At 46.3% G+C, this 23,893-nt stretch carries 19 protein-coding genes; 13 read left to right on the top strand and 6 right to left on the bottom strand.

Annotation, left to right across the window (positions count from 1 at the left end; genetic code table 11):
- The first annotated feature begins 9 nt into the window (after positions 1-9).
- The 5 genes from AC23N5_RS19240 (at position 10) to AC23N5_RS19220 (ending at position 6,006) form a co-directional block, all read left to right on the top strand.
- Entirely contained in the window at positions 10-822 is an 813-nt protein-coding gene (locus tag AC23N5_RS19240; protein ID WP_487756834.1) for a UDP-2,3-diacylglucosamine diphosphatase, read from the top strand.
- The gene (locus tag AC23N5_RS19235; protein WP_487756833.1) at positions 819-1,910 is read left to right on the top strand and encodes a glycosyltransferase family protein; all 1,092 of its coding nucleotides are present in this window, start codon (positions 819-821) and stop codon (positions 1,908-1,910) included. The genes AC23N5_RS19240 and AC23N5_RS19235 overlap by 4 nt, the downstream gene beginning before the upstream one ends.
- A gap of 89 nt (positions 1,911-1,999) precedes the next feature.
- On the top strand, positions 2,000-3,709 hold the full coding sequence (gene lysS / locus AC23N5_RS19230) for a lysine--tRNA ligase (RefSeq protein WP_183974530.1): 1,710 nt from the start codon (positions 2,000-2,002) through the stop codon (positions 3,707-3,709).
- A gap of 131 nt (positions 3,710-3,840) precedes the next feature.
- Positions 3,841-4,923 carry a redoxin domain-containing protein gene (locus AC23N5_RS19225; protein ID WP_487756832.1) on the top strand — a complete coding sequence of 361 codons (1,083 nt, stop codon included), beginning with the start codon at positions 3,841-3,843 and terminating at the stop codon, positions 4,921-4,923.
- A 51-nt stretch (positions 4,924-4,974) separates the two neighbouring features.
- Positions 4,975-6,006 carry a flavin reductase family protein gene (locus AC23N5_RS19220; protein ID WP_487756831.1) on the top strand — a complete coding sequence of 344 codons (1,032 nt, stop codon included), beginning with the start codon at positions 4,975-4,977 and terminating at the stop codon, positions 6,004-6,006.
- 10 nt (positions 6,007-6,016) lie between these two features.
- Here AC23N5_RS19220 and AC23N5_RS19215 read toward each other — a convergent pair whose 3' ends face one another.
- Positions 6,017-7,174, bottom strand: coding sequence for a cysteine desulfurase family protein (locus AC23N5_RS19215; RefSeq protein WP_487756830.1), 1,158 nt, complete (start codon positions 7,172-7,174; stop codon positions 6,017-6,019).
- A gap of 338 nt (positions 7,175-7,512) precedes the next feature.
- Here AC23N5_RS19215 and AC23N5_RS19210 point away from each other — a divergent pair, with 338 nt between their 5' ends.
- Entirely contained in the window at positions 7,513-8,475 is a 963-nt protein-coding gene (locus AC23N5_RS19210) for a YheT family hydrolase (RefSeq protein WP_487756829.1), read from the top strand.
- Positions 8,476-8,585: 110 nt separating this feature from the next.
- Positions 8,586-9,116, top strand: coding sequence for a hypothetical protein (locus tag AC23N5_RS19205; RefSeq protein ID WP_487756828.1), 531 nt, complete (start codon positions 8,586-8,588; stop codon positions 9,114-9,116).
- Between the two features lie 47 nt (positions 9,117-9,163).
- Here the strand turns inward: AC23N5_RS19205 and AC23N5_RS19200 are convergent, their stop codons facing one another.
- A complete protein-coding gene (locus AC23N5_RS19200) occupies positions 9,164-10,336 on the bottom strand; it encodes a glutathionylspermidine synthase family protein (RefSeq protein WP_487756827.1) in 1,173 nt (390 codons plus the stop codon).
- A gap of 18 nt (positions 10,337-10,354) precedes the next feature.
- The gene (locus tag AC23N5_RS19195; protein ID WP_183974544.1) at positions 10,355-10,987 is read right to left on the bottom strand and encodes a Cj0371 family chemotaxis-regulating polar lipoprotein; all 633 of its coding nucleotides are present in this window, start codon (positions 10,985-10,987) and stop codon (positions 10,355-10,357) included.
- Positions 10,988-11,264: 277 nt separating this feature from the next.
- Here AC23N5_RS19195 and mdh point away from each other — a divergent pair, with 277 nt between their 5' ends.
- Both mdh and AC23N5_RS19185 read left to right on the top strand, forming a co-directional pair.
- Positions 11,265-12,194, top strand: a complete 930-nt coding sequence (gene mdh, locus AC23N5_RS19190) for a malate dehydrogenase (protein ID WP_183974546.1) — start codon at positions 11,265-11,267, stop codon at positions 12,192-12,194.
- A 113-nt stretch (positions 12,195-12,307) separates the two neighbouring features.
- Positions 12,308-14,326 carry a plastocyanin/azurin family copper-binding protein gene (locus tag AC23N5_RS19185; RefSeq protein WP_183974548.1) on the top strand — a complete coding sequence of 673 codons (2,019 nt, stop codon included), beginning with the start codon at positions 12,308-12,310 and terminating at the stop codon, positions 14,324-14,326.
- A 76-nt stretch (positions 14,327-14,402) separates the two neighbouring features.
- Here AC23N5_RS19185 and AC23N5_RS19180 read toward each other — a convergent pair whose 3' ends face one another.
- Positions 14,403-15,989, bottom strand: a complete 1,587-nt coding sequence (locus AC23N5_RS19180; RefSeq protein ID WP_183974550.1) for a hypothetical protein — start codon at positions 15,987-15,989, stop codon at positions 14,403-14,405.
- A 239-nt stretch (positions 15,990-16,228) separates the two neighbouring features.
- On the opposite strand from AC23N5_RS19180, the gene AC23N5_RS19175 reads away from it, so the two are divergent.
- Positions 16,229-17,353, top strand: a complete 1,125-nt coding sequence (locus tag AC23N5_RS19175) for a DmpA family aminopeptidase (protein ID WP_183974552.1) — start codon at positions 16,229-16,231, stop codon at positions 17,351-17,353.
- A 433-nt stretch (positions 17,354-17,786) separates the two neighbouring features.
- Here the strand turns inward: AC23N5_RS19175 and hemA are convergent, their stop codons facing one another.
- The gene (gene hemA, locus AC23N5_RS19170) at positions 17,787-19,058 is read right to left on the bottom strand and encodes a glutamyl-tRNA reductase (RefSeq protein ID WP_183974554.1); all 1,272 of its coding nucleotides are present in this window, start codon (positions 19,056-19,058) and stop codon (positions 17,787-17,789) included.
- A 337-nt stretch (positions 19,059-19,395) separates the two neighbouring features.
- Between hemA and AC23N5_RS19165 the strand changes: the two genes are divergently transcribed.
- Positions 19,396-20,589, top strand: coding sequence for an ATP-binding protein (locus AC23N5_RS19165; RefSeq protein ID WP_487756826.1), 1,194 nt, complete (start codon positions 19,396-19,398; stop codon positions 20,587-20,589).
- 4 nt (positions 20,590-20,593) lie between these two features.
- Here AC23N5_RS19165 and AC23N5_RS19160 read toward each other — a convergent pair whose 3' ends face one another.
- Positions 20,594-21,667, bottom strand: coding sequence for an endonuclease/exonuclease/phosphatase family protein (locus tag AC23N5_RS19160; protein WP_487756825.1), 1,074 nt, complete (start codon positions 21,665-21,667; stop codon positions 20,594-20,596).
- Positions 21,668-22,010: 343 nt separating this feature from the next.
- On the opposite strand from AC23N5_RS19160, the gene atpD reads away from it, so the two are divergent.
- Together atpD and atpC are read left to right on the top strand one after the other, a co-directional pair.
- Positions 22,011-23,531, top strand: a complete 1,521-nt coding sequence (gene atpD / locus AC23N5_RS19155) for a F0F1 ATP synthase subunit beta (RefSeq protein ID WP_122933353.1) — start codon at positions 22,011-22,013, stop codon at positions 23,529-23,531.
- A gap of 78 nt (positions 23,532-23,609) precedes the next feature.
- The gene (gene atpC / locus AC23N5_RS19150; RefSeq protein ID WP_028525889.1) at positions 23,610-23,849 is read left to right on the top strand and encodes an ATP synthase F1 subunit epsilon; all 240 of its coding nucleotides are present in this window, start codon (positions 23,610-23,612) and stop codon (positions 23,847-23,849) included.
- The last annotated feature ends 44 nt before the right edge of the window (positions 23,850-23,893 follow it).

Here is a 23,893-nt window from a genome sequence, read left to right as displayed (position 1 = left end):
TTTGCGAACATGAAGCAGAAGACGCACTATCGTACCATCGTGATTTCGGATGTTCACCTCGGAACTAGCGGCTCCAAGGCCAAAGAAGTCACGCATTTTTTGAAGCAATACAAATGCAAACGGCTTATCCTGAACGGTGACATCATCGACGGATGGCAGTTGAAAAAATACGGTACGTGGAAGCGTCGGCATACGGCTTTTTTCAAAACAGTGCTAAAAATGATGGATGACTACCACACCAAGGTCATTTATATTCGTGGAAATCACGATGATTTTTTAGACCAAATCATGCCCCTACGTCTCGGGAAACAGTTTCAAATTCGCAAAGACTACATCCTGAAATCGGGACAAAAACGGTTTTACGTTACCCACGGCGATGTCTTCGACAGCATTACGACGCACATGAAGTGGTTAGCGTATTTGGGCGACGCGGGCTACACCTTCTTACTGTGGATCAACAAGTTATACAATCACTACCGCGACTGGTGCGGACTGCCGTATTACTCACTTTCGCAATTAATCAAGCAAAAAGTCAAGGCAGCCGTCAATTACGTTTCTGATTTTGAAGAAAAACTAACCGAACTAGCACGCTCTCGTAACTGCGACGGAATCATCTGCGGGCACATTCACCAGCCTGCCATGCGCGACATTGACGGCGTACTTTACATGAACTCAGGCGACTGGGTAGAATCGCTCACGGCTTTGGTCGAAGACCACGATGGCAACTGGACCCTCGTCTATTACAACGAAGCCCAAATGGGCAAAGCAGACGAACCAACGGTATCCGAGTTTTTTGGGGTAAAAGAGCGGGCGGCATCGTGAGTAAGTTTCTGTTTATTATCCAAGGCGAAGGTCGAGGTCACTTGACCCAAGCCATTTCGTTGGCTCAGTTATTGCGCGCCAACGGCCACGAAGTGGTAGCTGGGCTGGTCGGAATCGGAAAAGGACGGCAATTACCTTCTTTCTTTTACGATTCATTTCCCGCTGACATTCACTCGTTTGACAGTCCACATTTGATAATGGGGAAACGGGGAATTAGTTTTTCCAAAACAATTACGCATCATCTTTTTCGGATTCCTCTCTACGTCAAAAGCCTCCAAGCCATTCATGCCCACGTCCAGCATTACCAACCTGACGTTATTGTCAATTTTTACGATGTGCTTGGTGGTTTATACGCGCTGACGTATCGGCCTGCGGTTCCGATTGTCGCCGTTGGGCACCATTATTTGTTCTTACGCAACGATTTTATATTTCCTGCCCAACGCAGTTTAGACCATTGGTTGTTAAAAATCAATACGCGCTTTACAGCAATACGGGCTCAAAAACTGCTGGCTCTTTCTTTTTATCCCACTGCTATTCCTACCCACCACCGCATCGTGACCGTCCCACCCCTTCTTCGTGGGGCGGTCAAAGCGCTGACGCCTACCCAAGAACCCTTTTTTCTGGTCTATGTCACCTACGCCGCCATGAGTAAAACCGTGATTGAGTGGCACTTACAGCATCCTGAAGTGAATTTACACTGTTTTTGGGACCAACCCGACCACCGTTTTGACGAAACACTGACTTTTCATAAAGTGGACGGAGCAAAGTTTTTAGAGATGATGGCACGTTGTACAGCACTGGTGACAACGGCAGGGTTTGAGTCGGTTTGCGAAGCGATGTACCTTGGAAAGCCTGCTTTGATGGTTCCTGCTCACTACGAACAAGCCTGCAACTCCCTTGATGCGCAGCGGGCGGGCGCAGGGATTGCCGCCGAAGAATTTGACCTGTCGCTGTTCCTTGATTACCTTCCCAATCACGTACCTGCACAAGACCATTTTCAAGCATGGTGTGCTCAAGCAACGACCCTTTTTCTAGCTCATTTAGAAGAAGTCGCGCTAGGGAAGCAAGTTTTGGAGGCTTTTGCCTAATTTTGCATCAATATTTATAAAAACAACGAATAGTCCCGTATCTGTACATTTCCCCAACGAGGGGTAAGGGGCTTAAAACAACCAAGTAAATGTTGAGCGAACAAGAACTCCTCCGCCGCCAAAAGCGCGAAGATTTGATGAAAATGGGGATTGACCCTTATCCTGCCGAATTATTTGAGGTAAACGCTACGGCAGCCGATATTCATAAAAACTACGAAAACGATAAGCTCAATTATAAGAGTATCTCCATTGCAGGCCGTTTAATGGGCTTCCGTATCATGGGAAGCGCGTCGTTTGTTGAATTACAAGACAGCACGGGACGCGTTCAGCTCTATTTCCGTCGCGACGACCTTTGCCCTGGCGAAGATAAAACGCTCTATAATACGGTTTTCAAAAAATTGCTCGACATCGGCGACATCATCGGGGTCAAAGGGTATGTTTTTACCACCCAAACGGGTGAAATCTCGATTCACGTTGAGGAGTTTAAAATTTTGAACAAATCGCTTCGCCCACTTCCTGTGGTGAAAGAAGTAGATGGCAAAGTGTATGACGCATTTTCGGACCCCGAGCAACGTTTCCGTCAGCGGTACGTGGACTTGATTGTAAATCCACACGTCAAAGATATTTTTATCAAACGCGCCCGCATCATCAGCACCATGCGTCGGATTTTTGACGACAGAGGCTGGTTGGAAGTCGAAACGCCTATTCTCCAGCCCATCCACGGCGGAGCAACAGCCCGTCCGTTTAAGACGCACCACAACACGCTCGACATGCCGTTGTACATGCGTATCGCCAACGAACTTTACCTAAAGCGCCTCATTGTGGGTGGTTTTGATGGGGTGTACGAGTTTGGAAAAATGTTCCGCAACGAAGGAATGGACCGTACTCACAACCCAGAGTTTACGTCGTTGGAGTTTTACGTAGCCTACAAAGATTATCATTGGATGATGGGCATCACGGAAGAAATCCTTGAGAAAGTAGCCATCGCGGTAAACGGTACGACCAAAATCCAATCGTGGGGCAACGAAATCGAGTTTGCAGGGCCTTACACACGATTGAGCATTTTTGAAGCGATTGAAAAATACACGGGCGTCAACGTAGAAGGCAAAACCGAAGCAGAACTCATCGCTCAGTGCAAGGAGTGGGGCATCGAAACCGACGCGACCATGGGCGTGGCCAAACTCATCGACGAGATTTTCGGCGCGAAGGTAGAAGACAACTTAATCCAGCCGACGTTTATCATCGACTATCCCGTTGAGATGTCGCCATTGACCAAAAAGCACCGTAGCAAACCTGGTTTGGTGGAGCGTTTTGAGTTGTTTATCAACGGAAAAGAAGTTGCCAATGCGTATTCTGAGCTAAACGACCCTATCGACCAACGGGAGCGTTTTGAGGAACAACTTCGCCTTGCCGAACGCGGCGACGAAGAAGCAATGGCCATGGACGAAGACTTCATCCGTTCGCTTGAGTACGGAATGCCTACTACTTCGGGAATTGGTATCGGTATCGACCGTCTGACGATGATGATGACCGACCAAACCAGCATTCAGGAGGTATTGTTCTTCCCACAAATGCGTCCAGAGAAGAAGGTAGAAATGGCCACCGAAGCCGATTACGTAGCGCAAGGCGTGCCCGCGATTTGGGTGCCTGCCCTCCAAAAAATGGGTTTCTTGACCATCGACGCCCTCAAAGCGGCCAACCCCAACAAAGTGTTCAACGATTTGGGCGGTTTGCGCAAAAAACTAAAAATCGACGCTCCCATGCCGAAAAAAGAAGAGGTTGAGGCTTGGATTGGGTAAAATAGTAACAAAAAGCGGAGAACACTCTCCGCTTTTTTAGTTTTATACCCCTACCCAATTTGGCACTCTACTGAATACGCCTTATCTTGCCGAAACATTTACATTTCACTGAAACTCAAAACCATTTCGCGATGAAAAAGCTTTTATTGTCTTGCCTCGCATTGCTTCCTTTCTTGGCCGTAGCCGACCCCGCACCTTTTTCGGTGACAGGCGCCATCAAAGGACTAAAAGACCAAACTATTTATCTCCGTTACGGAAAAACCATTGATTCGCTCAAGTCGGCGAATGGTGAATTTAACTTCAAAGGGCAAATCGAAGACCTTACCACGGCTTACCTTCGCGTGGGCAAAACGCAGACTTCGTTTTTTGTGGAGAAAAACGCCACACTTACGTTTGCGGGTAGCCTCGAAGAACTTGAAAATTCAAGCGTAGTAGGAACCCGTATCAACGATGACTTGTCGCGTTATACTGCTTCCATTGCGTCGCTTAACAACCAACGCCGTCCTGTCATGGCCGCGCTGATGGATGCGTACCAAAAGAAACAGCCTTACAAAGAGTTCAACGAGCAAGTTGACAAAATCGACGAGCAGATTACGACAAAAGCCAAAGAATTTATCCAAACCAACCCTGAGTCGTTGGTAAGTGCGTGGTTGGTGCGTAGCCGTTTCTTCTACGGCGAAGACAGCGAGTTGTCGAGCATGTATGGTTATTTAAAAGGCGACGCGCTCACGTCGAACTTTGCCAAAGATTTGAAGAAAAAAATCGACGTTAACGCCAAAACTGCGGTTGGACAATTGGCCATGGAGTTCACCCAAAACGATGTCAACGAAAAACCTGTCTCGTTGTCATCGCTTCGTGGAAAGTACGTATTGGTCGATTTTTGGGCATCATGGTGCGGCCCTTGTCGCCAAGAAAACCCGAATGTGGTAAAGGCATTCAATGCTTACAAAGACAAAGGATTTACAGTTTTGGGCGTATCGCTTGACCAGAAAAAAGAACCATGGCTCAAAGCCATCGAAAAAGACGAACTTACCTGGACACACGTTTCGGATTTGAAATACTGGCAAAACGAAGTAGCTGTTCAGTACGGTATCAATTCGATTCCTGCCAGCTTTTTGTTAGACCCTAACGGCAAAATCGTCGGCAAGAACTTACGTGGTGAAGCCCTCACCAAAAAACTCGCCGAGCTGATGCCCGACAAAGAAGTAAAATAATACTTAAATAGTTGCAGGCGAGGTCAACCACCTCGCCTTTTTTATACCCTTATGACGCCCATTACGCAACGATTAGCCATTCAAGACATCATCGAAGAAACCGAGGACAGCAAAACCTTTGTGTTAGCATCCGTCGATGGACAACCGCTGGAGTACCAAGCGGGGCAATTTTTGACGTTTTTGTTCCAAGAAAGCGGACACGAAGTTCGTCGGTCGTTTTCGCTGTCGTCGTCTCCGTCGGTCGATAATCTTCCTTCGGTTACGATTAAGCGCGTTGCCAATGGTCTGATTTCCCGCCCATTGCTCGATTATAGCCGCATTGGCGACGTTTGGGAGTGCCTGCCTCCTGCGGGTCGATTTGTGCTTTCTGCTCATCCACCGAAGCACGTTTTTTTGTTGGCCGCAGGAAGTGGTATTACCCCACTTTTAGCGTTAGCCAAAGAACTTTTGGCCAAACATCCTTCTACGAAGATTACCCTGATTTACAGTAACAAATCGGTAGAATCCACCATTTTTTACGCCCAACTTACCGCACTTCAAGCCGCTCATTCTGAGCAATTGAAAGTTATTTTTCTGTGGGGAAATGCCAAAAATCTGCGTTGGGCTCGCCTCAATGGCACTTTATTGGAAGAAATTATTCAGCAAACCCTTCAAGGCGCTCCTTTTTCTGACGCCCATTTTTACGCCTGTGGACCATTCCATTATATGTTGATGGTGGAAATAAGTTTGTTGACGATGGGTTTTCACAAAGACCAACTCCAACGGGAGCATTTTGTGATTGAGCCCAAACCGCCAACGCCCAAGCAGTATCCTGCCCAAACGATTTTGGCGAGCTTCCAAGAGACGCAACAAACGATTTCAGTTCGTGAAAATCAGACGCTCCTGGATGCGGGATTGGTGGCGGGTTGGCCCTTGCCTTACACCTGCCGCGCAGGACGGTGTGGGGCGTGCATTGCCCTGTGCACCTCAGGCGAAGTAGAAATGGAATACAACGAAGTATTGACCGATGAGGAGGTTGCCAATGGACAAGTGCTAACCTGCATGGCGCACCCCCTCACCGAAGGGGTTTCTATTGCTTGGTAAGTACTTGCGCTTACACACCTACCGTTTTATACATATCCGCTACGGTTGCTACGGCGTAGTCGATTTCAGCTTCGGTGTTGTATTTACCAAATGAGAAACGAACATTGCCGCGCTCAGGAGCTACGCCCAACGCCGACAATACGTGCGAACCTACTTCCGAGCCGCTCGAACAGGCGCTTCCGCCCGACGCCGAAATCTTGGCAATGTCCAAGTTGAACAACAACATATCATTGACGTCCGACGGAGGTAAACTCACGTTCAAAACCGTGTAATTACTCCGCTCAAGGTTGGCTGAGTCGCCGTTGAAACGAACGTCTTCTATTTTTTCGCGGAAGCCCGCAATCATTCTTTTTTTGAGGTTTTCCAGATGGGCGCGGTGACTGTCCATGTCGCGGTAGGCGATTTCTAATGCTTTGGCCAAGCCCACAATCCCATACACATTTTCTGTTCCGCCGCGCATGTTTCGTTCTTGCGCCCCACCGTGAATGTACGGATGAATACGCACATCGTTGACGTACAAGAATCCAACGCCTTTAGGGCCATTAAATTTATGCGCTGCGCCGACCAAAAAATTGGTTTTCAAACTCTTCAAATCATGGCGCAAATGCCCCATCGTTTGTACTGTATCGCTGTGAAAAATGGCGTTGTATTGCTCACACAACTCCCCTACCACATTCAAATCCAACAAGTTGCCAATTTCATTATTCCCGTGCATCAACGACACCAACGAGCGAGGGTTGGTCTTCAACAATTCCTCCAAGTGGTTGATGTCCACGTGGCCTTTTTCGTCGATGTTGACCATGCTGAGTTTGATTTTTCCTACTTTGGCCAAATACTCCAATGTATGTAAAACGGCGTGGTGCTCTAGCGGCGAGGTGATGGCGTGGGTAAGATTGTACGCCTCCACGCTGCAAAGGATGGCCGTGTTATCAGCTTCGGTTCCTCCCGAGGTAAAGAAAATTTGGGAAGGCGACGTATTGAGCAATCCTGCCACGGTTTTGCGTGCTTGTTCAATCGCCGATTTTACGACACGCCCGTGTCCATGAATCGACGACGGGTTTCCGTACTGCTCCGTTATCCAAGGGAGCATGGCTTCGATTACTTCCGCGTCGATGGGCGTCGTAGCGGCGTTGTCTAAATAAATACGGTCTGCAACTGAACGAATCATAAAAGCATAGATGAATGTGAGTGAGGTGCATAGTTGTCGAAACAACTATACGCAAAAATAAAGGGAATCTTTAAACCCAACAACCTACCGAGTCGATTGACTATTGACTTTTAAGCCCTCTTTGTTTTTATATTTTTTTGAAAATGAACCCATTGAGAAACCTAAGGCGTGCCTTTATTAGAAATGTGCAAAATAAATCATTGCTCAATAAGCTAATTCCCAAATTCATAACACCATCACATTAAGGATAAGTTTCTGTAGATGAAGCTCATTTTTTAATCCAGCGGGTGCGAATTTTCGCTAAAATAGCCGCAATTTTGCAAAAAAACTTCGTCCGTATGCCCGTCATTCATCGTTCTAGCTACCCAGGCCCTCCGCGTTTTTTGTTCAACGGACACCTACAAACCGTGATTCCGAGTGTATTCCGAAAAATCAAAGGGGTTGATTATGAGCGCGAACGGCTGACGCTTTCCGACGGGGACTTTGTGGATGTCGATTGGCTTGATACAGGTAGCAAAAAATTGGTGGTTATCACCCACGGTTTAGAAGGAGACTCGCATCGGCATTACGTAAAAGGAACGGCCAAGCTCTTTGCCCAACATGGCTGGGACGTATTGGCCTGGAATTGTCGCTCGTGCAGTGGCGAGATGAACCGCGCGTTTCGCCTCTACAACCACGGCGAAACGGGGGACATTTCAGAAGTAATTTCCCACGCCCTTCGCACCAAAAAATACGAACAGGTATCGCTGGTAGGGTACAGCATGGGTGGAAATATCTCGCTCAAGTACGTGGGCGTCAAGGGCAAAGAATTACCCGATATTGTGCGGGGAGTAGCTGCTTTTTCGGCACCTACCAACTTAAAAACAAGCGCTCAGTTGTTGGATCTACCCCAAAACCGACTCTACCGCGAACGGTTTAAGAAAAAATTGCTTAAAAAAATAACCGAAAAAGACCGACTGTATCCCAATCGAATTGACCTAGCCAAGCTCAAAGAGGTAAAAATATGGAAGGATTTTGACGATTTTTTCTCCGCCCCCGTCAACGGCTACCGCGATGCCGACGATTTTTATGAACAAGCTTCTGCTGCCAATTTTATTGAAAATGTCAGCATTCCAGTTCTCATTTGCAACGCCCAAAACGACCCCATTCTCAACGCCGACTGTGCGCCCAAGGCATTGGCCGAGAAAAGCTCCCATATTTTTGTAGAAACCCCCACTGAAGGCGGTCACGTCGGTTTTATGGTACCCAACGACGAGTTTTCGTGGGCGGAACGCAGGGCTTTGGAGTTTTTGAGCGTATAGGTGTGTCTGGATGCTCACATCCAGACGTGATACGCCCGATAAAACCTATTTTTACAAATGGGACACTCACGCCATCGGATGTCCTTGATTTGCTCAACACTTAATATCTTATGGAAACCACCGACATAATTATCCAACAGAAAGAACTATTTACCCCCACCAACATCATCTTCAGAACTGCTTTTTCTGTTAGCCCTATGGATGTTTCTAAGGTCGGATATGACACACATCTAATGGAAGTATTTAGAGAGCTGGGTGTGAGGTATAAAGAATTAGACGAGATAACTGTTAATGAACACAAAAGTAAGTCTTACGAATTTGAAGCTGACTATTTTCTCTATGTAACATTAAAAGAGAAGTTAAACAAAGAGAATCCAATCTTGGTCTTCCCATTCAAAATAACTTTCTCTAAAGAAGACATTGAGTCCCTTTTTAAGAGAATCGAGCTAGAAGCAATTGAAAAATTCAGAGAGGTTAATCGAGTAAAGGGTTTCTTGGTTACAACTCCTATCAAGTTTAGCGTACAAGAAATTATAAACCCAAAAAGTGGCTGGCAGGTTTATTCTCCAAGTTCATTGAAGAATTTCAAATTTGAACAGTTTTTATCATTACAGTACAAATTCACCTTTGAGTCAGCGTAGAAGCAGCGTGCGTCTGGATGCTCACATCCAGACGCACGCTGTCCCCCCTACTCCACCACATGTCCCACAAATTGGGCAGTATTGTCGATGATTTTGCCGCCGCGACGGTAGCCCAAACCACAACCTTCTCCCGCCCAAAAAACACCCGCTTGGTAGCGTTTCCCGAGCGAATCGCGCGAAAATTCAACGTACTCCTGATAGACTTTTTCGTAATCTCCGTACTCGCCTTCTGCCGACGAAACAACGGCTCCGTTGCTTTCAATGATTCGAACATTGGCCCCTTCCCGTCCAAAAAGCACCTTTTCCACGCTGGTTTTGTCCGTAAAAGGCTGCAATGAAGTCGGCAGCAACAGCGGGTGATTGGGGTACAAATCCCAGAGTAACTTTAAAATGTATTTCGACTGAAAAAGCAAGGTATAGGCGGGATTGATAATGACCGCTTTCCCGTTTTTGACGATGCTTGTCAGCAAATCTGCCAACTCAGGTTCTTCGTAACCAATGTACTCCCACGGCACGAGTTTGAACCAAAAATCAAAGGATTCAAATTGCCCATTTTGAGGATTCTGTCTAAAAATCCCATCCGTAGGCGAAAACTCAATCTCATCGATGTAGCTAAACTCCACGTCAAAGCCTGCCTCGCGCGCGGCTTCACCCAATACAGCCACGTTGGTATCGTCTTCGGGGGCGTCGCGCATGGTCGAAAACAACAAGGTCGGGTTTAAGTGGCGATTGCGCTGACGAAGCTCCGAAAACTGCGATTTCAATGCCTCATAAACGTTGTTAAACTGCTTGCTTTCGTCCATTTGGTTGGCTTTGAGGTGCGCCCACTGCACTACGGCCGTTTCGGGAATACAAGTAGCGGTATCGGCGTTAAACTCAATGAGTTTGATAGGCTCGCGCCCTACCCCTCCCGCCAAGTCAAAACGACCATAAATGTGCCAATGACGCTCGTCTTCCCACGTCAGTTTGACCAGTTCAATCAAATTTTCGGGAATCCCCATTTCTTTCCAAAGCTGACGGTCGATGACGTGCTGCGCTGCTTCGGCATAAATTTCGTAGAGTTCGTTGGCGGCATTGTAATACGCCTCGGCCTCGTACGATTTGATGGCTACCGCCTCATTGGTCAGGTAAGGCAGCGTATCGGCCCCAAGCATCCAATCCCAACCTACGTTACGGAGTTGAGTTTCGGGGCTATTATTCAAATAATGTGTTCGTATCATGGTTGTTATCAATAAAAATTATCCGCCAAAACTGCGCCCTGCACGGCTGAAAAATCCGCTACGGCTACTGCTTGGCCGAGACGCAACGCTTTTGCGGTGACTGTGGTAGTTGTCGTGAATACCCGATGAGCGCGCATACACCGACGAGTTGGCGTACGCCCCCGAGCTGTACTGGCGTTCACGTTGTTCATTGTAAAATTGAGATGAGTTATTGCGCCCCAACATATACCCCATTCCACCCCAAAGCAGTGCGTTCGACAACGAGCTACGGTGGTGGTAATGGCTATGATAATGATTAGGGTTGTTGTAATAATCCCGCGTTGTGGAGTCAGTTTTCACCAGCCTTTGCGCTTCTGCCACACTCAGCGTATCGCGGCGGCCGTCGAAATAGCGCACAATCGCCCCTGCTTCCGACGCATTTTTCACCTCCACTTCATCCGTGATTTTAAATTCACCCGGTTTCATTTCGGTAATGTACGTTTTGACGGGGCGGCCTTTGTAAGGTGCTTCGGTTTGTTCACGGTCATTGTCCGACGAACCACCGCAGCTTTGCAGCATCATTCCCCCATTCAATAAAGCCACCGACAAAGCAGCTCCTATCGTAATTTCACGGACGGTTTTAATGACCGCCCCGTTTCGTTTAAGTGTCATATTAGTAAAGGTTGTAGTAATAATCAATTGGTTAAAATTAACATTTCATGGCTGAAAACAGTAATACAAAGGTAAGGTAGTGATTATACGGTTCACAATCATTTTGGGATGAGCAGCAATTTCCAAGAACAGTCTCCTTGTGAAAATCGGATAAACGGCATCAAACTATCTATTTTTAGCATTAAAAATACCTTTAAGAGTAGCTTCAAATGCTTTTCGCCCTATCTTTACGGCGTTTTTTAGAAAACTGTTAATTCACCAAAAATTCATATTCCTAATGAAAATTACCGTAGTAGGTGCAGGTGCAGTAGGTGCAACTTGTGCTGACAACATCGCCCGCCGCCAATTGGCCCAAGAAGTAGTATTGCTCGACATCAAAGAAGGCTTGTCGGAAGGTAAAGCCCTTGATATGTTTCAAACAGCTACCTTGAACGGGTTTGATACAAAAATTACCGGTTCGACAGGTGACTATGAAAAAACAAAAGGTTCGGACGTAGTTGTGATTACTTCAGGGATTCCTCGCAAGCCAGGTATGACGCGCGAAGAACTTATCGGTATCAACGCTGGTATCGTAAAAGGCGTAGCAGAAAACATTTTGAAATACTCTCCCAAAGCCATCATCATCATCGTTTCTAACCCAATGGATACCATGACGTACTTGGCGTTCAAAGAGTTGGGCTTGCCTAAGAAGCGTATCATCGGGATGGGTGGTATCTTGGACAGCGCACGTTTCAAGACGTACTTGTCGATGGCAATGAATGTTTCACCTAACGACCTCCACGGTATGGTAATCGGTGGTCACGGTGATACAACCATGATTCCTTTGACTCGTTTGGCAACTTACAACGGTATCCCAGTGAGCCGTTTCTTGTCAGAAGAGAAATTGCAACAAGTAGCAGCTGACACCATGGTAGGTGGTGCTACGTTGACAAAACTGATTGGTACTTCGGCTTGGTATGCGCCAGGTGCGGCAGTAGCAACGTTGGTAGAAAGCATCGTACGTGACCAAAAGCGTATCTTCCCTTGCTCAGTTTATCTCAATGGCGAGTATGGCCAAAAAGACATCTGCATGGGTGTGCCAGTGGTAATCGGTGCAGGTGGTTGGGAAAAAATCATCAGCCTTCGTTTGAGCGAATCAGAAAAAGCTGCCTTTGCAAAATCAGCAGATGCTGTTCGCAACATGAACAACGTGCTTACCTCTATGTAATATTTCCTCTTTGGAGGAGAAAAATTGGGCGGAGTACTCGAAGTACTCCGCTTTTATTTTGGGTAAAGACGGACTTTTTAGACCTTTGTATTGAAAAATTAAGATAGTTGTTCATGAAAAAAGGAATTGCTTATTCTCTCATTGTTTTGTTGACGTCGGTACTCGCAGGGCAGGCCCAAAACCGCCCCATGACCGAAGAAGACTATTACCGTATTGTTACCCTGCCTATCCCCGAAACAGTCCAATTGGAAGTGGGTGGATTGGCCGTCTTACCCGACGGGCGCCTTGCGGCTTCTACGCGCCGTGGTGAAGTGTGGATGATTACCAATCCCTACCTTAAAGGCTCAGGTCAACCTTCTTACAAGCGTTTTGCCCACGGCCTCCACGAGCCACTTGGTTTGTTGTACCGCCCCGATGGTTCATTTTTGTTATCACAACGCGGCGAAATCACGCACCTTGTTGATTCAGATAACGATGGTGTTGCTGACATTTACGAATCGTTCTACAAATGGCCACTATCGGGAAATTATCACGAATATTCGTACGGGCCTGTTCAAGCGCCCAACGGTGATTTGCTCGTCACGCTCAACCTCGACTGGATTGGCCGTGGTGCGAGTTTAGCCAAATGGCGCGGCTGGTTGCTAAAGTTCGACGATAAAGCAAACATGACCCCCATCGCAACGGGGCTTCGTTCACCAGCGGGCTACGTTGCCCTACAAAATGGCGATATGTTTTACACCGAAAACCAAGGCGACTGGGTAGGTTCGGGGCGCATGACCCACCTCGAATCGGGTGATTTTGCAGGAAATCCCGCAGGTTTGCGCTGGAGCCAAGAGCCCGAATCTCCCGTTAAGCTCAAAACAGAAGACATTCCTGATACGGGCGAACCGCTTTACGAAGTAGCCAAACGCGTTCCAGGCTTGAAAGCTCCTGCCGTGTGGTTTCCGCACACATTGATGGGTATTTCTACCTCCGATATTCGCGAAGACATGACCAAAGGAGCCTTTGGGCCTTTTGAAGGACAATTGTTTGTCGGCGACCAAGGGCACAGCAAAATCATGCGCGTCATGCTCGAAAAAGTAAAAGGACGCTGGCAAGGAATCTGTTTCCCGTTCCGCGAAGGATTCCAATCAGGAATTTTGAGAATGGTTTGGGGGCTTGATGGCTCTATGTTTGTCGGACAAACGAGCCGTGGCTGGTCGGCGACAGGAAAAGACAATTTTGGGATTCAACGCTTGGTTTGGACGGGTAAAACGCCGTTTGAAATGAAAACCGTAAAAGCCACTCCCGATGGTTTTGAAGTAGAATTTACGTTGCCCGTTGACAAAAAAACGGCCCAAGATGCGGCTTCGTATCAGTTCAATACGTTTACTTATAAATACCATCGCACCTACGGGAGCCCCATCATTCGTGCTTCTGAGCGCGTGATTAAGCACATTCAAGTTGCGGACAACGGCCTCAAAGCGCGGATTGTGTTGGATAGCCTAAAACTCGGTTACATCCACGAAATCAAAGCAGAAGGTATTCGTTCAGCGGCAGGTTTAGCACTTTTGCACAATGTAGGCTACTATACCTTAAACGAAATTCCTGACGGCGAAAAAATCCCAACGTCGCAATGGAACGTGGTTGCGCCCGCCCAAATGGCCGATGCCAACGCCCACGCAGGTCATACCATGCCTGCGGCCACTACGACTACCCCTGCCAAGGCCAGCAATAGCCCCAAACGGGTGATTGAGCAGCCTGCGAATTGGAGCAATGGCCCCGACCAAGTGATTATTTTAGGGACAAAACCTGGGTTGAAGTTCGATATTACGGATGTTCAGGTGAAAGCAGGAAGCAAAATCAAGTGGGTTTTCAACAACAACGACGACATGCTTCACAACTGCGTCCTTGTAAAACCTGGTACCGCCAACCCAACGGGCGAAGCGGCGATTAAGCTCGGACTCAAAGGCTCTGACATGCAATACGTTCCTAAATCAGCGAATGTATTGTTTCACACCAATATTCTCCAACCAGAAACCAGCGAGACCATTTATTTTGTCGCTCCTTCTGAACCTGGCGATTACACTTTCCTTTGTACTTTTCCAGGACACCATACCTTGATGCAAGGTAAAATGAAAGTGACCAAGTAAGTAGCAAAATAAAAAGACGTTCCAAGTTTGTTGGCTCAACCTTGGAACGTCTTAATAAAAAATGATAACAGGATACTTACTGTGGACGGTAACGGTTTCCTACTTCCAGCGGCGTAAAATCCTTAAAGGTATTTCCAATTGCCTTGTCAGTCGCTTCCTTTTTATTCTCCCAACCCGCATCCAAATCCAGCGTTACCAAGCCTTTAATGGCCAAAGCTACCCTAAATTCGTCGCGTTTTTTGGCATAATCGTTTTGACGACGGGCTGCCTTTAGCGCAAACTCCCGCGCAAAAACATCACCCTTGTTCTGAATCTCAATTTTCTTTTCCAATACATAATTATAACGGTCGAGCAAATCGCGCAGTGGTTTTCCAATTACCTCCGCCGCTTCCAGTGCCCCAATCGTAGCAATGGTTGTTCCCCCAATCGCAGTCACAATCGTCTTGGTCTGAGCCGTTTTTATCAATGCAGGCGATAAACCAGTGGTTGCTCCCAACGACGCATTGACCATCGAACGGTTTTTCTTTCCTTTTTTGGCTTTTAAGTACGCTCTTTTGAGTTCTTGCTCTTTCTCAGAAAGCTGCGTTACCAAGTTCCACGCTTCCACCAAGGAGTTTCGGTACAAGGTATATAACTGACGGTCTCGCTCGATTTCGTTGACCGCATTCATAATCGTAAACCGAATCTTCTGTTCTTTGCGATTTTGCTCTTTATCCAACACAAAAAAGTTGATAAAAAAAGTCAATGAATCATGTGGATCTTTAACAAAATCATAAGTAGGCGTCCAAATGAATTCGTATTGGTTATTGGTATTTTTTACCAACGCTTTGGAAGGCACGTCGGGGTTATCGGTCACAAAATCAAAGGCTTCAATATCATCGTCACCGTTAGGATCTGACAAAAAGAACTTCAAATTAATCGTCGTATTTTCCTTTGCCTTAAAGGCATCTCCCTTCGGAATTTGAATGATATCGGGTGGTAAGTCCATTTGAGTAGCCTCTAATTTAAGGCGCCCCTTGGCCCGCGCTTTGCTTGGTTGATCTTCTACGTAAAAGTCAATGTAGATGGGCTTATTTTTCAAACTGTTGAATTGAGTCATCGAAGGATGCCACGTCAATTCGCCCGCTGCCGACAGCTTGGCACCTTCGGGCAGGGTTTCTGTGACGGGAATAATCGCGAGCGGGTCGTTGTCTTCATCCTTCAACGCATTGGCATCAATTTGGTAAATATTCTGCGTGCGGTTTTGGACGTAAAACGGCTTTAAAATATCTATTTGTGGCGGTCGATTGACGTGAATGACTCGCAAATCAAACGAGCGAGTCGCCGTTTCATTATGGCCATTCTTTGCCTCTACAATCAACTGAATCGACCTTTGAGTATCGGTTCTATCGGCCAAATCATACGAAGGCACCCACTCAAAATAGCCCGTCGAATCAAACTTCATATCGTCCAACAAACCCTGTTTTACCGTGAAGTAAATCAGCGAATCCGACTTCCCCCCTAGGGCTTTTAGACGAAACTCAATACGACTTCCTTCATGCACCACGTTCCAGTTTGGCTCATTAGGCAGCTCAATGTGGAAATTAGAGCGATTGTCTTGGGCGCATACGATTGTCTGAAAATGAATAAATAACAGGAAAAAGAAATGAATGGAATATCTCATGGTAGCTTCAAAATCTCATCTGATTGAATTAAACGCAAAATTACACCAATGATTTTACGTCTCTTCAAATAATTGTTTTATTTCTATACTTATCCAAGAAAAACTTAAATCATACCAACGTTTAATTGCATATTTTCAAGAACCTTGTTTTCACTCGCCAATTTATTCTACTTATTTATTTAATTACTTCTTTGTTACGAAATCAGGCCCTTTTGTTCTTTAAATACTTCAAAAAAATCATGCACCGCCTCTACCTACTGCTAATTATTGTCATTTTTTCACTGCCTTTTCCACTCGCTGCCCAACGTGCGCGCGACCTGGGAGTTCGTATCGGAGTGCTTCCTACGGGCAAATTAAATGCCATTACCGACGTAAATGGTGTAAAAGTGGGGCATACAACGCTGGCCATTGGCGATAGTATCCGAACGGGAGTTACGGCTATTTTACCGCACGACGGCAACCTTTTTCAACAAAAAGTACCCGCTGCCATTGAGTTGGGAAATGGTTTTGGCAAATTAGCGGGCTACAGCCAAGTCACTGAGTTGGGCAACCTCGAAACACCAATCGTACTGACCAATACGTTGAGCGTCCCTGCTGGCAGTGCTGCCTTGGTGGATTGGACGTTGCAACAAAAAGGAAACGAAAATGTCCGCTCGGTCAACCCTGTCGTCGGTGAGACCAACGATAGTTACTTAAATGACATCCGAGGTCGCCACGTCAAAACCTCCGATGTCCTTCAAGCTATCCAACGCGCCACTACTACCAACCAAGAAGAAGGCTGCGTGGGAGCAGGAACGGGTACGGTATGTTTTGGCTGGAAAGGGGGAATTGGGACGTCATCGCGCAAGCTTCCCCAAAAACTGGGAGGCTATACGGTGGGGGTTTTGGTACAAACCAATTTTGGCGGGGTGTTGGAAGTGGCAGGCGCACCCGTTGGCGTGGAGTTGGGCAAGTATTCGTTCAAAGAAACCCTCGACAAATCGGGTGATGGTTCTTGCATGATTGTAGTAGCTACCGATGCTCCCTTGGACGCTCGCAATCTCAAACGCTTGGCAAAACGGGCCTTGTTAGGATTAGGAAAAACAGGAGGAATTATGGCCAACGGCAGTGGCGACTACGTCATTGCTTTTTCGACAGCGTATCGAATTCCGCACGAATCCAGCTCTCCGCTCGAAACGTACCCTCTCCTGCGCAACGACGACACCTCACCGTTGTTTCTAGCCGCGATGGAAGCCACCGAAGAAGCCATCATCAATTCATTGTTCATGGCTCAAACGACCAAAGGCCACCAAGGACATACGATTGAGCGATTGCCCGTTTCTAAAACACTAGAAATTTTGAAAAAATACGGAAAAGTGAAGTAAAGGCAGTGCTAAGGGTTGCTCACAACCCGAATAAAAAGCAAATAAGCAAAAGGCAAAAAGCAGTGCTGAAGGTTGCTCACACGTGCTGAGGGTTGCTCACAACCCGAATAAAAAGCAAATAAGCAAAAGGCAAAAAAGCAGTGTTGAGAGCTGCTCGCGCCGTGCCGAGGGTTGCTCACAACCCGAATAAAAAGCAAATAAGCAAAAGGCAAAAAAGCAGTGTTGAGAGCTGCTCGCGCCGTGCCGAGGGTTGCTCACACGTGCTGAGGGTTGCTCACAACCCGAATAAAAAGCAAATAAGCAAAAGGCAAAAAAGCAGTGCTGAGAGCTGCTTGCGCCGTGCCGAGGGTTGCTCACACGTGCTGAGGGTTGCTCACAACCCGAATAAAAGCAAACAAGTAAAAGAAACCTAAAACAGTAAACCCAAGAAAGACTAACGCCGTTCTGGTTGTTGCTCAAGGTTGAATAAGTCGTTTAACACGTCAATCAACGTTTCTGCTTCGCCACGTTTGCAGGCAGCTTTTAGTTGAAGTACAGGCAGCTTGATGATTTTCTGCATCATGCTCGACGTAATCTTGTCAATTTTTGTGGCTTCTTCCTCGCTCAAGTTTTTCATAAAGCGTGCCATTTCCTCTTGGCGAATCTGCTCAAGGGCATTTTTTAGCTTTTGAATCGTTGGCGATACTACCATTTCTTTCGACCAATCGCTAAACTCATCGAGAGCCTGTTCGATGATTGTTTGCACGTGCGGTACCGACGCCAAACGACGGTCGAGCGCTTCGTTGGCTTTGGCTTGGATGTTGTCGATGTTATACACAATTACCCCAGGTACTTGCTCTGCATCAGCAGCTACACTCCGAGGCACCGACAAATCAACCACATATTTGAACGAGTGAAGTGATTTCTTTTGTAAGAGGGCTTTATTGATAAAAGGCTCATCGCGCAAAATCGACGAAATCACCACGTCTGCTTTGAGGATTTCCTCTTCCACATTCTCAAAATCAGCCACGCCAAAACCCAGCTCATTGGCCAGCTGCTCCGCTTTAGCCCGAGTACGGTTAACTACGGTGATATTTGTGTATTCTTTTTCTTTCAAATTGCGACAAACGTCCGTTCCAATTTCCCCAACGCCCAACACCAAAATCGACGGATTTGCTTTCAACGCTGTTGCGTGTTCGATTAGCTCTACTGCCACGTACGAAGTTGAAGCGGCACCATCGCGGAAAGAAGTTTCTTGAGCAACGCGCTTGTTGGCAAAGAAAATAGTGTGAAGCAAACGGTGCAAAAACGGCCCCGCCATGCCCAAGTCAACCGACCACTGATAGGCGTGTTTTACTTGGTTCGGAATTTGCATATCGCCTACTACTTGCGAGTGCAGCCCCGTGGCTACTTCAAACAAGTGACGAGCGGCTTGGTTTTGCTCGGTATAGTCTATGAAATAAGGAAGATAGGCTTCGGTATTGGTCAGCCCTTTTTGAATAAGCAGTAATTTGGCAATATCAACGTTACAGTTGGCCGCCGCATTGTAATAGATTTCAGTACGGTTACAAGTCGAAACCACCAAAATATCTGTCCCACCGAAGAACTCTTGCACTTTGAGCATCAAGCCTTTGGCTTCATCTTCATTTAATGCAATTTGCTCACGAATCTCTAGTGGGGCTGTTTTATACGAAATGCCAACGCTTCTAAACTGTAAATATTCCATGTCACTTGCCAGAAAAAAGTTCACAAAGTTACCTCAAACAACGCGTTTTGAAGAATTAAAATCCGAGTAAAAAATAATTTAGAATGAGTATAAACTACTAAAAGAAGTTACACCGCAATTAGAACCATTTTTAAAATTCAAAAGATGACTTTATACGGGTTGTGAAACTGATTTTTGTCATATTTTGGATAGTCATCAAAAACTTTTTCCTTTGACAGCCCAATTCACAAGGTATATGTTTACTTTTTGATTTTTCGTTCAATATTACATACGACTTACAAAAGCAATTAGATGCTTCTGTTGTACTTATTTTACAAAAAAAATTTCGGTATCCCCCATGAAATTTCCAACGATAGACATTTACAGCCAAAAAAACGTGTACCAATTATTTATTGGTGTCAACTTGGCGCTTATCGGCATCGCTTCGATTTTTTATACCTACAACATCGTTGACAACCTCGATACCCGCGAACACCGACAGCTCGCCATCTTTGCCCAACTCATTGAGTACCAAGCCAATCACCCTGACTTAACCGAAGATTACACCAAACTTTTCGAAATCGTCAGGGAAAATATCAAACAAAGCCGAATCCCTACGGTATTGGTCAGTGAAGACCTGCAACCCCAAGGTGACATCAATCTCGACATTCCCAGCAACGTTTCGGAAGCCGAGCACACCAGGCTTTTGAAGGAAGCTTTTGAAGAAATGAAAGAGGAAAACCCTCCTATTGTGGTTGACGTCATGGGGACAAAACAATACATTTATTACAGCGACTCTCCCCTGTTGGTACAAATGCGCTACTACCCCTACGCCCAGCTTCTAAGCCTGCTCGTATTGGCATTTTTGGCGTACCTTATTTTCAGTTCATCAAGGGCTGCCGAACAAAACCGCGTATGGGTAGGGCTCGCTAAGGAAACTGCTCACCAGCTAGGCACGCCCATTGCGTCGCTGATGGGTTGGGTGTCATTTTTCCGAACCGACCCCGACCGCTACCCAGAAGAATACACCCGCGAAATTGAGAAAGACATCAACCGACTCGAAATGATTACGGCGCGTTTTTCCAGCATCGGTTCGGCACCTACCATGAAGTACGAAAAGATGGTAGAAGTCCTTGGCCCATTCTTAGACTATCTCAAGCGGCGTATTTCCACAAAAGTTAAACTGCAGTTTATCAACGAGTTAGACACTGAGCGCTCGATGTACCTCAACCGCAACCTTTTTGAATGGGTAGTCGAAAATATTTGTAAAAATGCCGTCGATGCCATGACGGGCGCAGGCGAGCTCAACGTCCGAATGTTTGCCCTCAATAAACAGGAAATAGCTATCGACATCAGTGATACGGGAAAAGGGATTCCGCGCGGCAGTTGGCAAAAAGTTTTTAAACCTGGTGTAAGTACCAAAAAACGGGGCTGGGGGCTAGGTCTGACGCTGGCCAAACGGATTGTGGAGGAATACCACGGCGGGAAACTATTCGTCAAATCGTCCGAAGTAGGCAAAGGCACCACCTTCAGAATCATATTACGAAGGTGACGACCTATTCAGTAGCGGGGCCTTCATCCCGCGTTTCTTTCTCTATCTTTTCTTGGGCTATTTGCTCTTCTTCCGCTGTCGGCTGCGGCTCGTCGTGTACCAAAACAGCCTTGGGTTCGTACTGTAATTTTATATACATCGGAAAATGATCTGAACCACTGTTTTGAAGGCGGGCAACTTTGATGAGTGTAAAATCGGTAGAACAAAAAACGTGATCGAGCGGAAAACGCAAAAAGGGAATTTTGGCATGAAAGGTATTGAAGAAACCTCTGCCACGGCGCGGGTCGAGTAAGCCGCTCATTTTCTGAAACAAATCAGTGGTATAACTCCACGCTACGTCGTTCAAATCTCCGCAAACAACCACAGGCTTTGTACTCGTTTTCGCAAGTTCGGCAATGAGCAACAACTCCTTGTCTCGCTCCGTCGAGCGGGGGTTTTCTTGCGGAACGGGCGGGGTCGGATGAATACAAAACAATTGCACTTCTTCCGTCGAACGAAGTTGTATTTTGGCATGAATCGAAGGAATACCTTCTTCGACCAAATAATGCACTTTTGCCTCTAACAGCGGTAGTTTGGAATAGAGAAGCATTCCGTAGGTATTTTCCAACGGAACATGCACTAGATGCGGGTATTTTTCTTCCAACGAGCGCACATTTTCTTGCCACCACAAGTCTGTCTCCGCCAATAAAATAACGTCAGAATCTACCTTTTGGACAAGCCGAAGAAAACGCGCTGCATTGCGATTGTACTGATACACATTCCACATCATCAAACTCAGCGTTCGGTCTGCATTAATGATACGCGTTTTGATGAGTTGTTTTGGGGCAAAAGGCGTAAACGGATACACTTGCCAAGCCAAATACACAAGCATTGCTACCAGCAGCACCACCACGCTCCAATCCAACCACGACGCCACCGACATAACAGCGGCATACCACCCAAGCACCACGAGCCCAAGGAAAAGTTTCTGTAAACGTGGGAATTCGGCCACCCGAAAAGTCCAATAATCACTTCGGACAAACGGAAGCAAGGTTGCTAAGAGCAGAAGGCTCGCCGATAGTTGCAAATAGAGTTTCAAGCAGTAGGAGTGGTAACTTTTACAAGGTTACTAACAAAATACTGCTAAATCAACAGTCACCCTCTTTAATTTGTTTGTTATGATTTGGATTTGGAATGCTTCTATTTGCGGGTCAAACTCGTTTTCGCACAACATTTTTCGATAAAATAGGTCATTTCTATAAAAAATATCCAAAATAGAGATAACTGATTTTGGGTTTCAGAAAACAAACGCCTAATTTTGCGGCCTGAAAGGATGAGTTAATAGTTATCCGCGTATCCGTTGAGTGGAATTCCTTCAAAATTAGCGGGTAACGATAACATTAACGGACAACAGATAACTGATAACGCTTATTTAACAAATAATGGCAAACACAACAAGCATAGGCAAAGTAACGCAGGTGATTGGCCCCGTTGTGGACGTGAGTTTTGAAGGGGAAGGCAATCGCTTACCAGCTATCCTTGACGCTTTGGCAGTAACCAAGCCCAACGGACAAACGGTAGTTTTGGAATGTCAGCAGCACCTTGGCGAAGACCGCGTGCGCACCATCGCGATGGATAGTACAGAAGGTATCCAACGTGGAATGGAAGTAACAAACATGGGTGGCCCCATCTTGATGCCCATCGGCGACGATATCAAAGGCCGTCTATTTAACGTAGTAGGTGATCCTATCGACGGACTAAAGCCTGTTGATAAGTCAAACGGACTTTCGATTCACCGCGCTGCTCCTAAGTTTGAGGATTTGGCAACTGCTACCGAAGTACTTTATACAGGTATCAAAGTAATCGACTTGTTGGCTCCTTACGTAAAAGGGGGTAAAATCGGTCTCTTTGGTGGTGCGGGTGTAGGTAAAACCGTATTGATTCAAGAGCTTATCAACAACATTGCAAAGGCATACGCAGGTTTGTCGGTATTTGCAGGAGTGGGTGAGCGTACACGTGAAGGAAACGACCTTATGCGTGAAATGATTGAAGCTGGTATCATGAAATACGGAGAAGGCTTCAAACACAGCATGGAAGAAGGTGGCTGGGACTTGAGCAAAGTTGATTATGACGTACTCAAAGATTCACAAGCTACGTTCGTGTTTGGTCAGATGAACGAACCTCCAGGAGCGCGTGCTCGTGTGGCATTGTCAGGTTTGACAATCGCTGAGTACTTCCGTGACGGAGATGGTACAGGCCAAGGTCGCGATATTCTTTTCTTTATTGATAACATCTTCCGCTTTACACAAGCAGGTTCTGAGGTATCAGCCCTTTTGGGACGTATGCCATCAGCGGTAGGTTACCAACCTACACTTGCTACGGAAATGGGTGCCATGCAAGAGCGTATCACGTCAACAAAACGTGGTTCAATTACATCAGTACAGGCCGTTTACGTACCTGCCGATGACTTGACTGACCCTGCTCCAGCAACAACATTTGCCCACTTGGATGCAACAACGGTATTGAGCCGTAAAATTGCTGAGTTGGGTATCTATCCTGCGGTAGATCCACTAGATTCTACAAGCCGTATTCTTTCGGCGGAAACCCTTGGTGATGCACACTACAACTGTGCACAGCGCGTAAAACAAATCTTGCAACGTTACAAAGAATTGCAAGACATCATCGCTATCTTGGGTATGGAAGAATTGTCGGAAGAAGATAAGCAAACAGTAAACCGCGCTCGTCGTGTACAACGTTTCTTGTCGCAACCGTTCTTCGTAGCTGAGCAGTTTACAGGTTTGAAAGGTGTATTGGTTGATATCAACGATACCATCAAAGGCTTTAACCAAATCATCGACGGAGCTTACGATCACCTTCCTGAGTCGGCCTTCAACTTGGTTGGTACCATCGAAGATGCTATCGAAAAAGGTGAGCGTTTGTTGAAAGAAGCGGCTGGCAAATAATTTGAAAATGAGTTGATTTGAAAATTTGAGATTAGAAATTTTAATTTTCAAATTTTCAAATTTTCAAATTGATACACTATGACATTAGAAATCATTACTCCCGACAAAAAAGTCTTTTCAGGTGAGGCTACTGCGGTAACATTTCCTGGTACGGAAGGTCAGTTTCAAATTTTGAACAACCACGCCGCCCTTGTAAGTACACTTGGAAAAGGCAGTATCATCATTGAAGGTAACGGCAAAGAAACCTTTACCGTAGATGGTGGTGTGGTAGAAGTATTAAACAATAAAGTATTGGTGTTGGCGGAAGCAATTTTGTAAACATCACTTTGTACTATACGCTAAAGCGCGAGGCAACCTGTCTC

Source organism: Runella sp. R5_40, from assembly GCF_057652295.1.
Note: the sequence above shows the minus strand (reverse complement) of the source record. Positions and strands in the feature narration are given on the sequence as shown.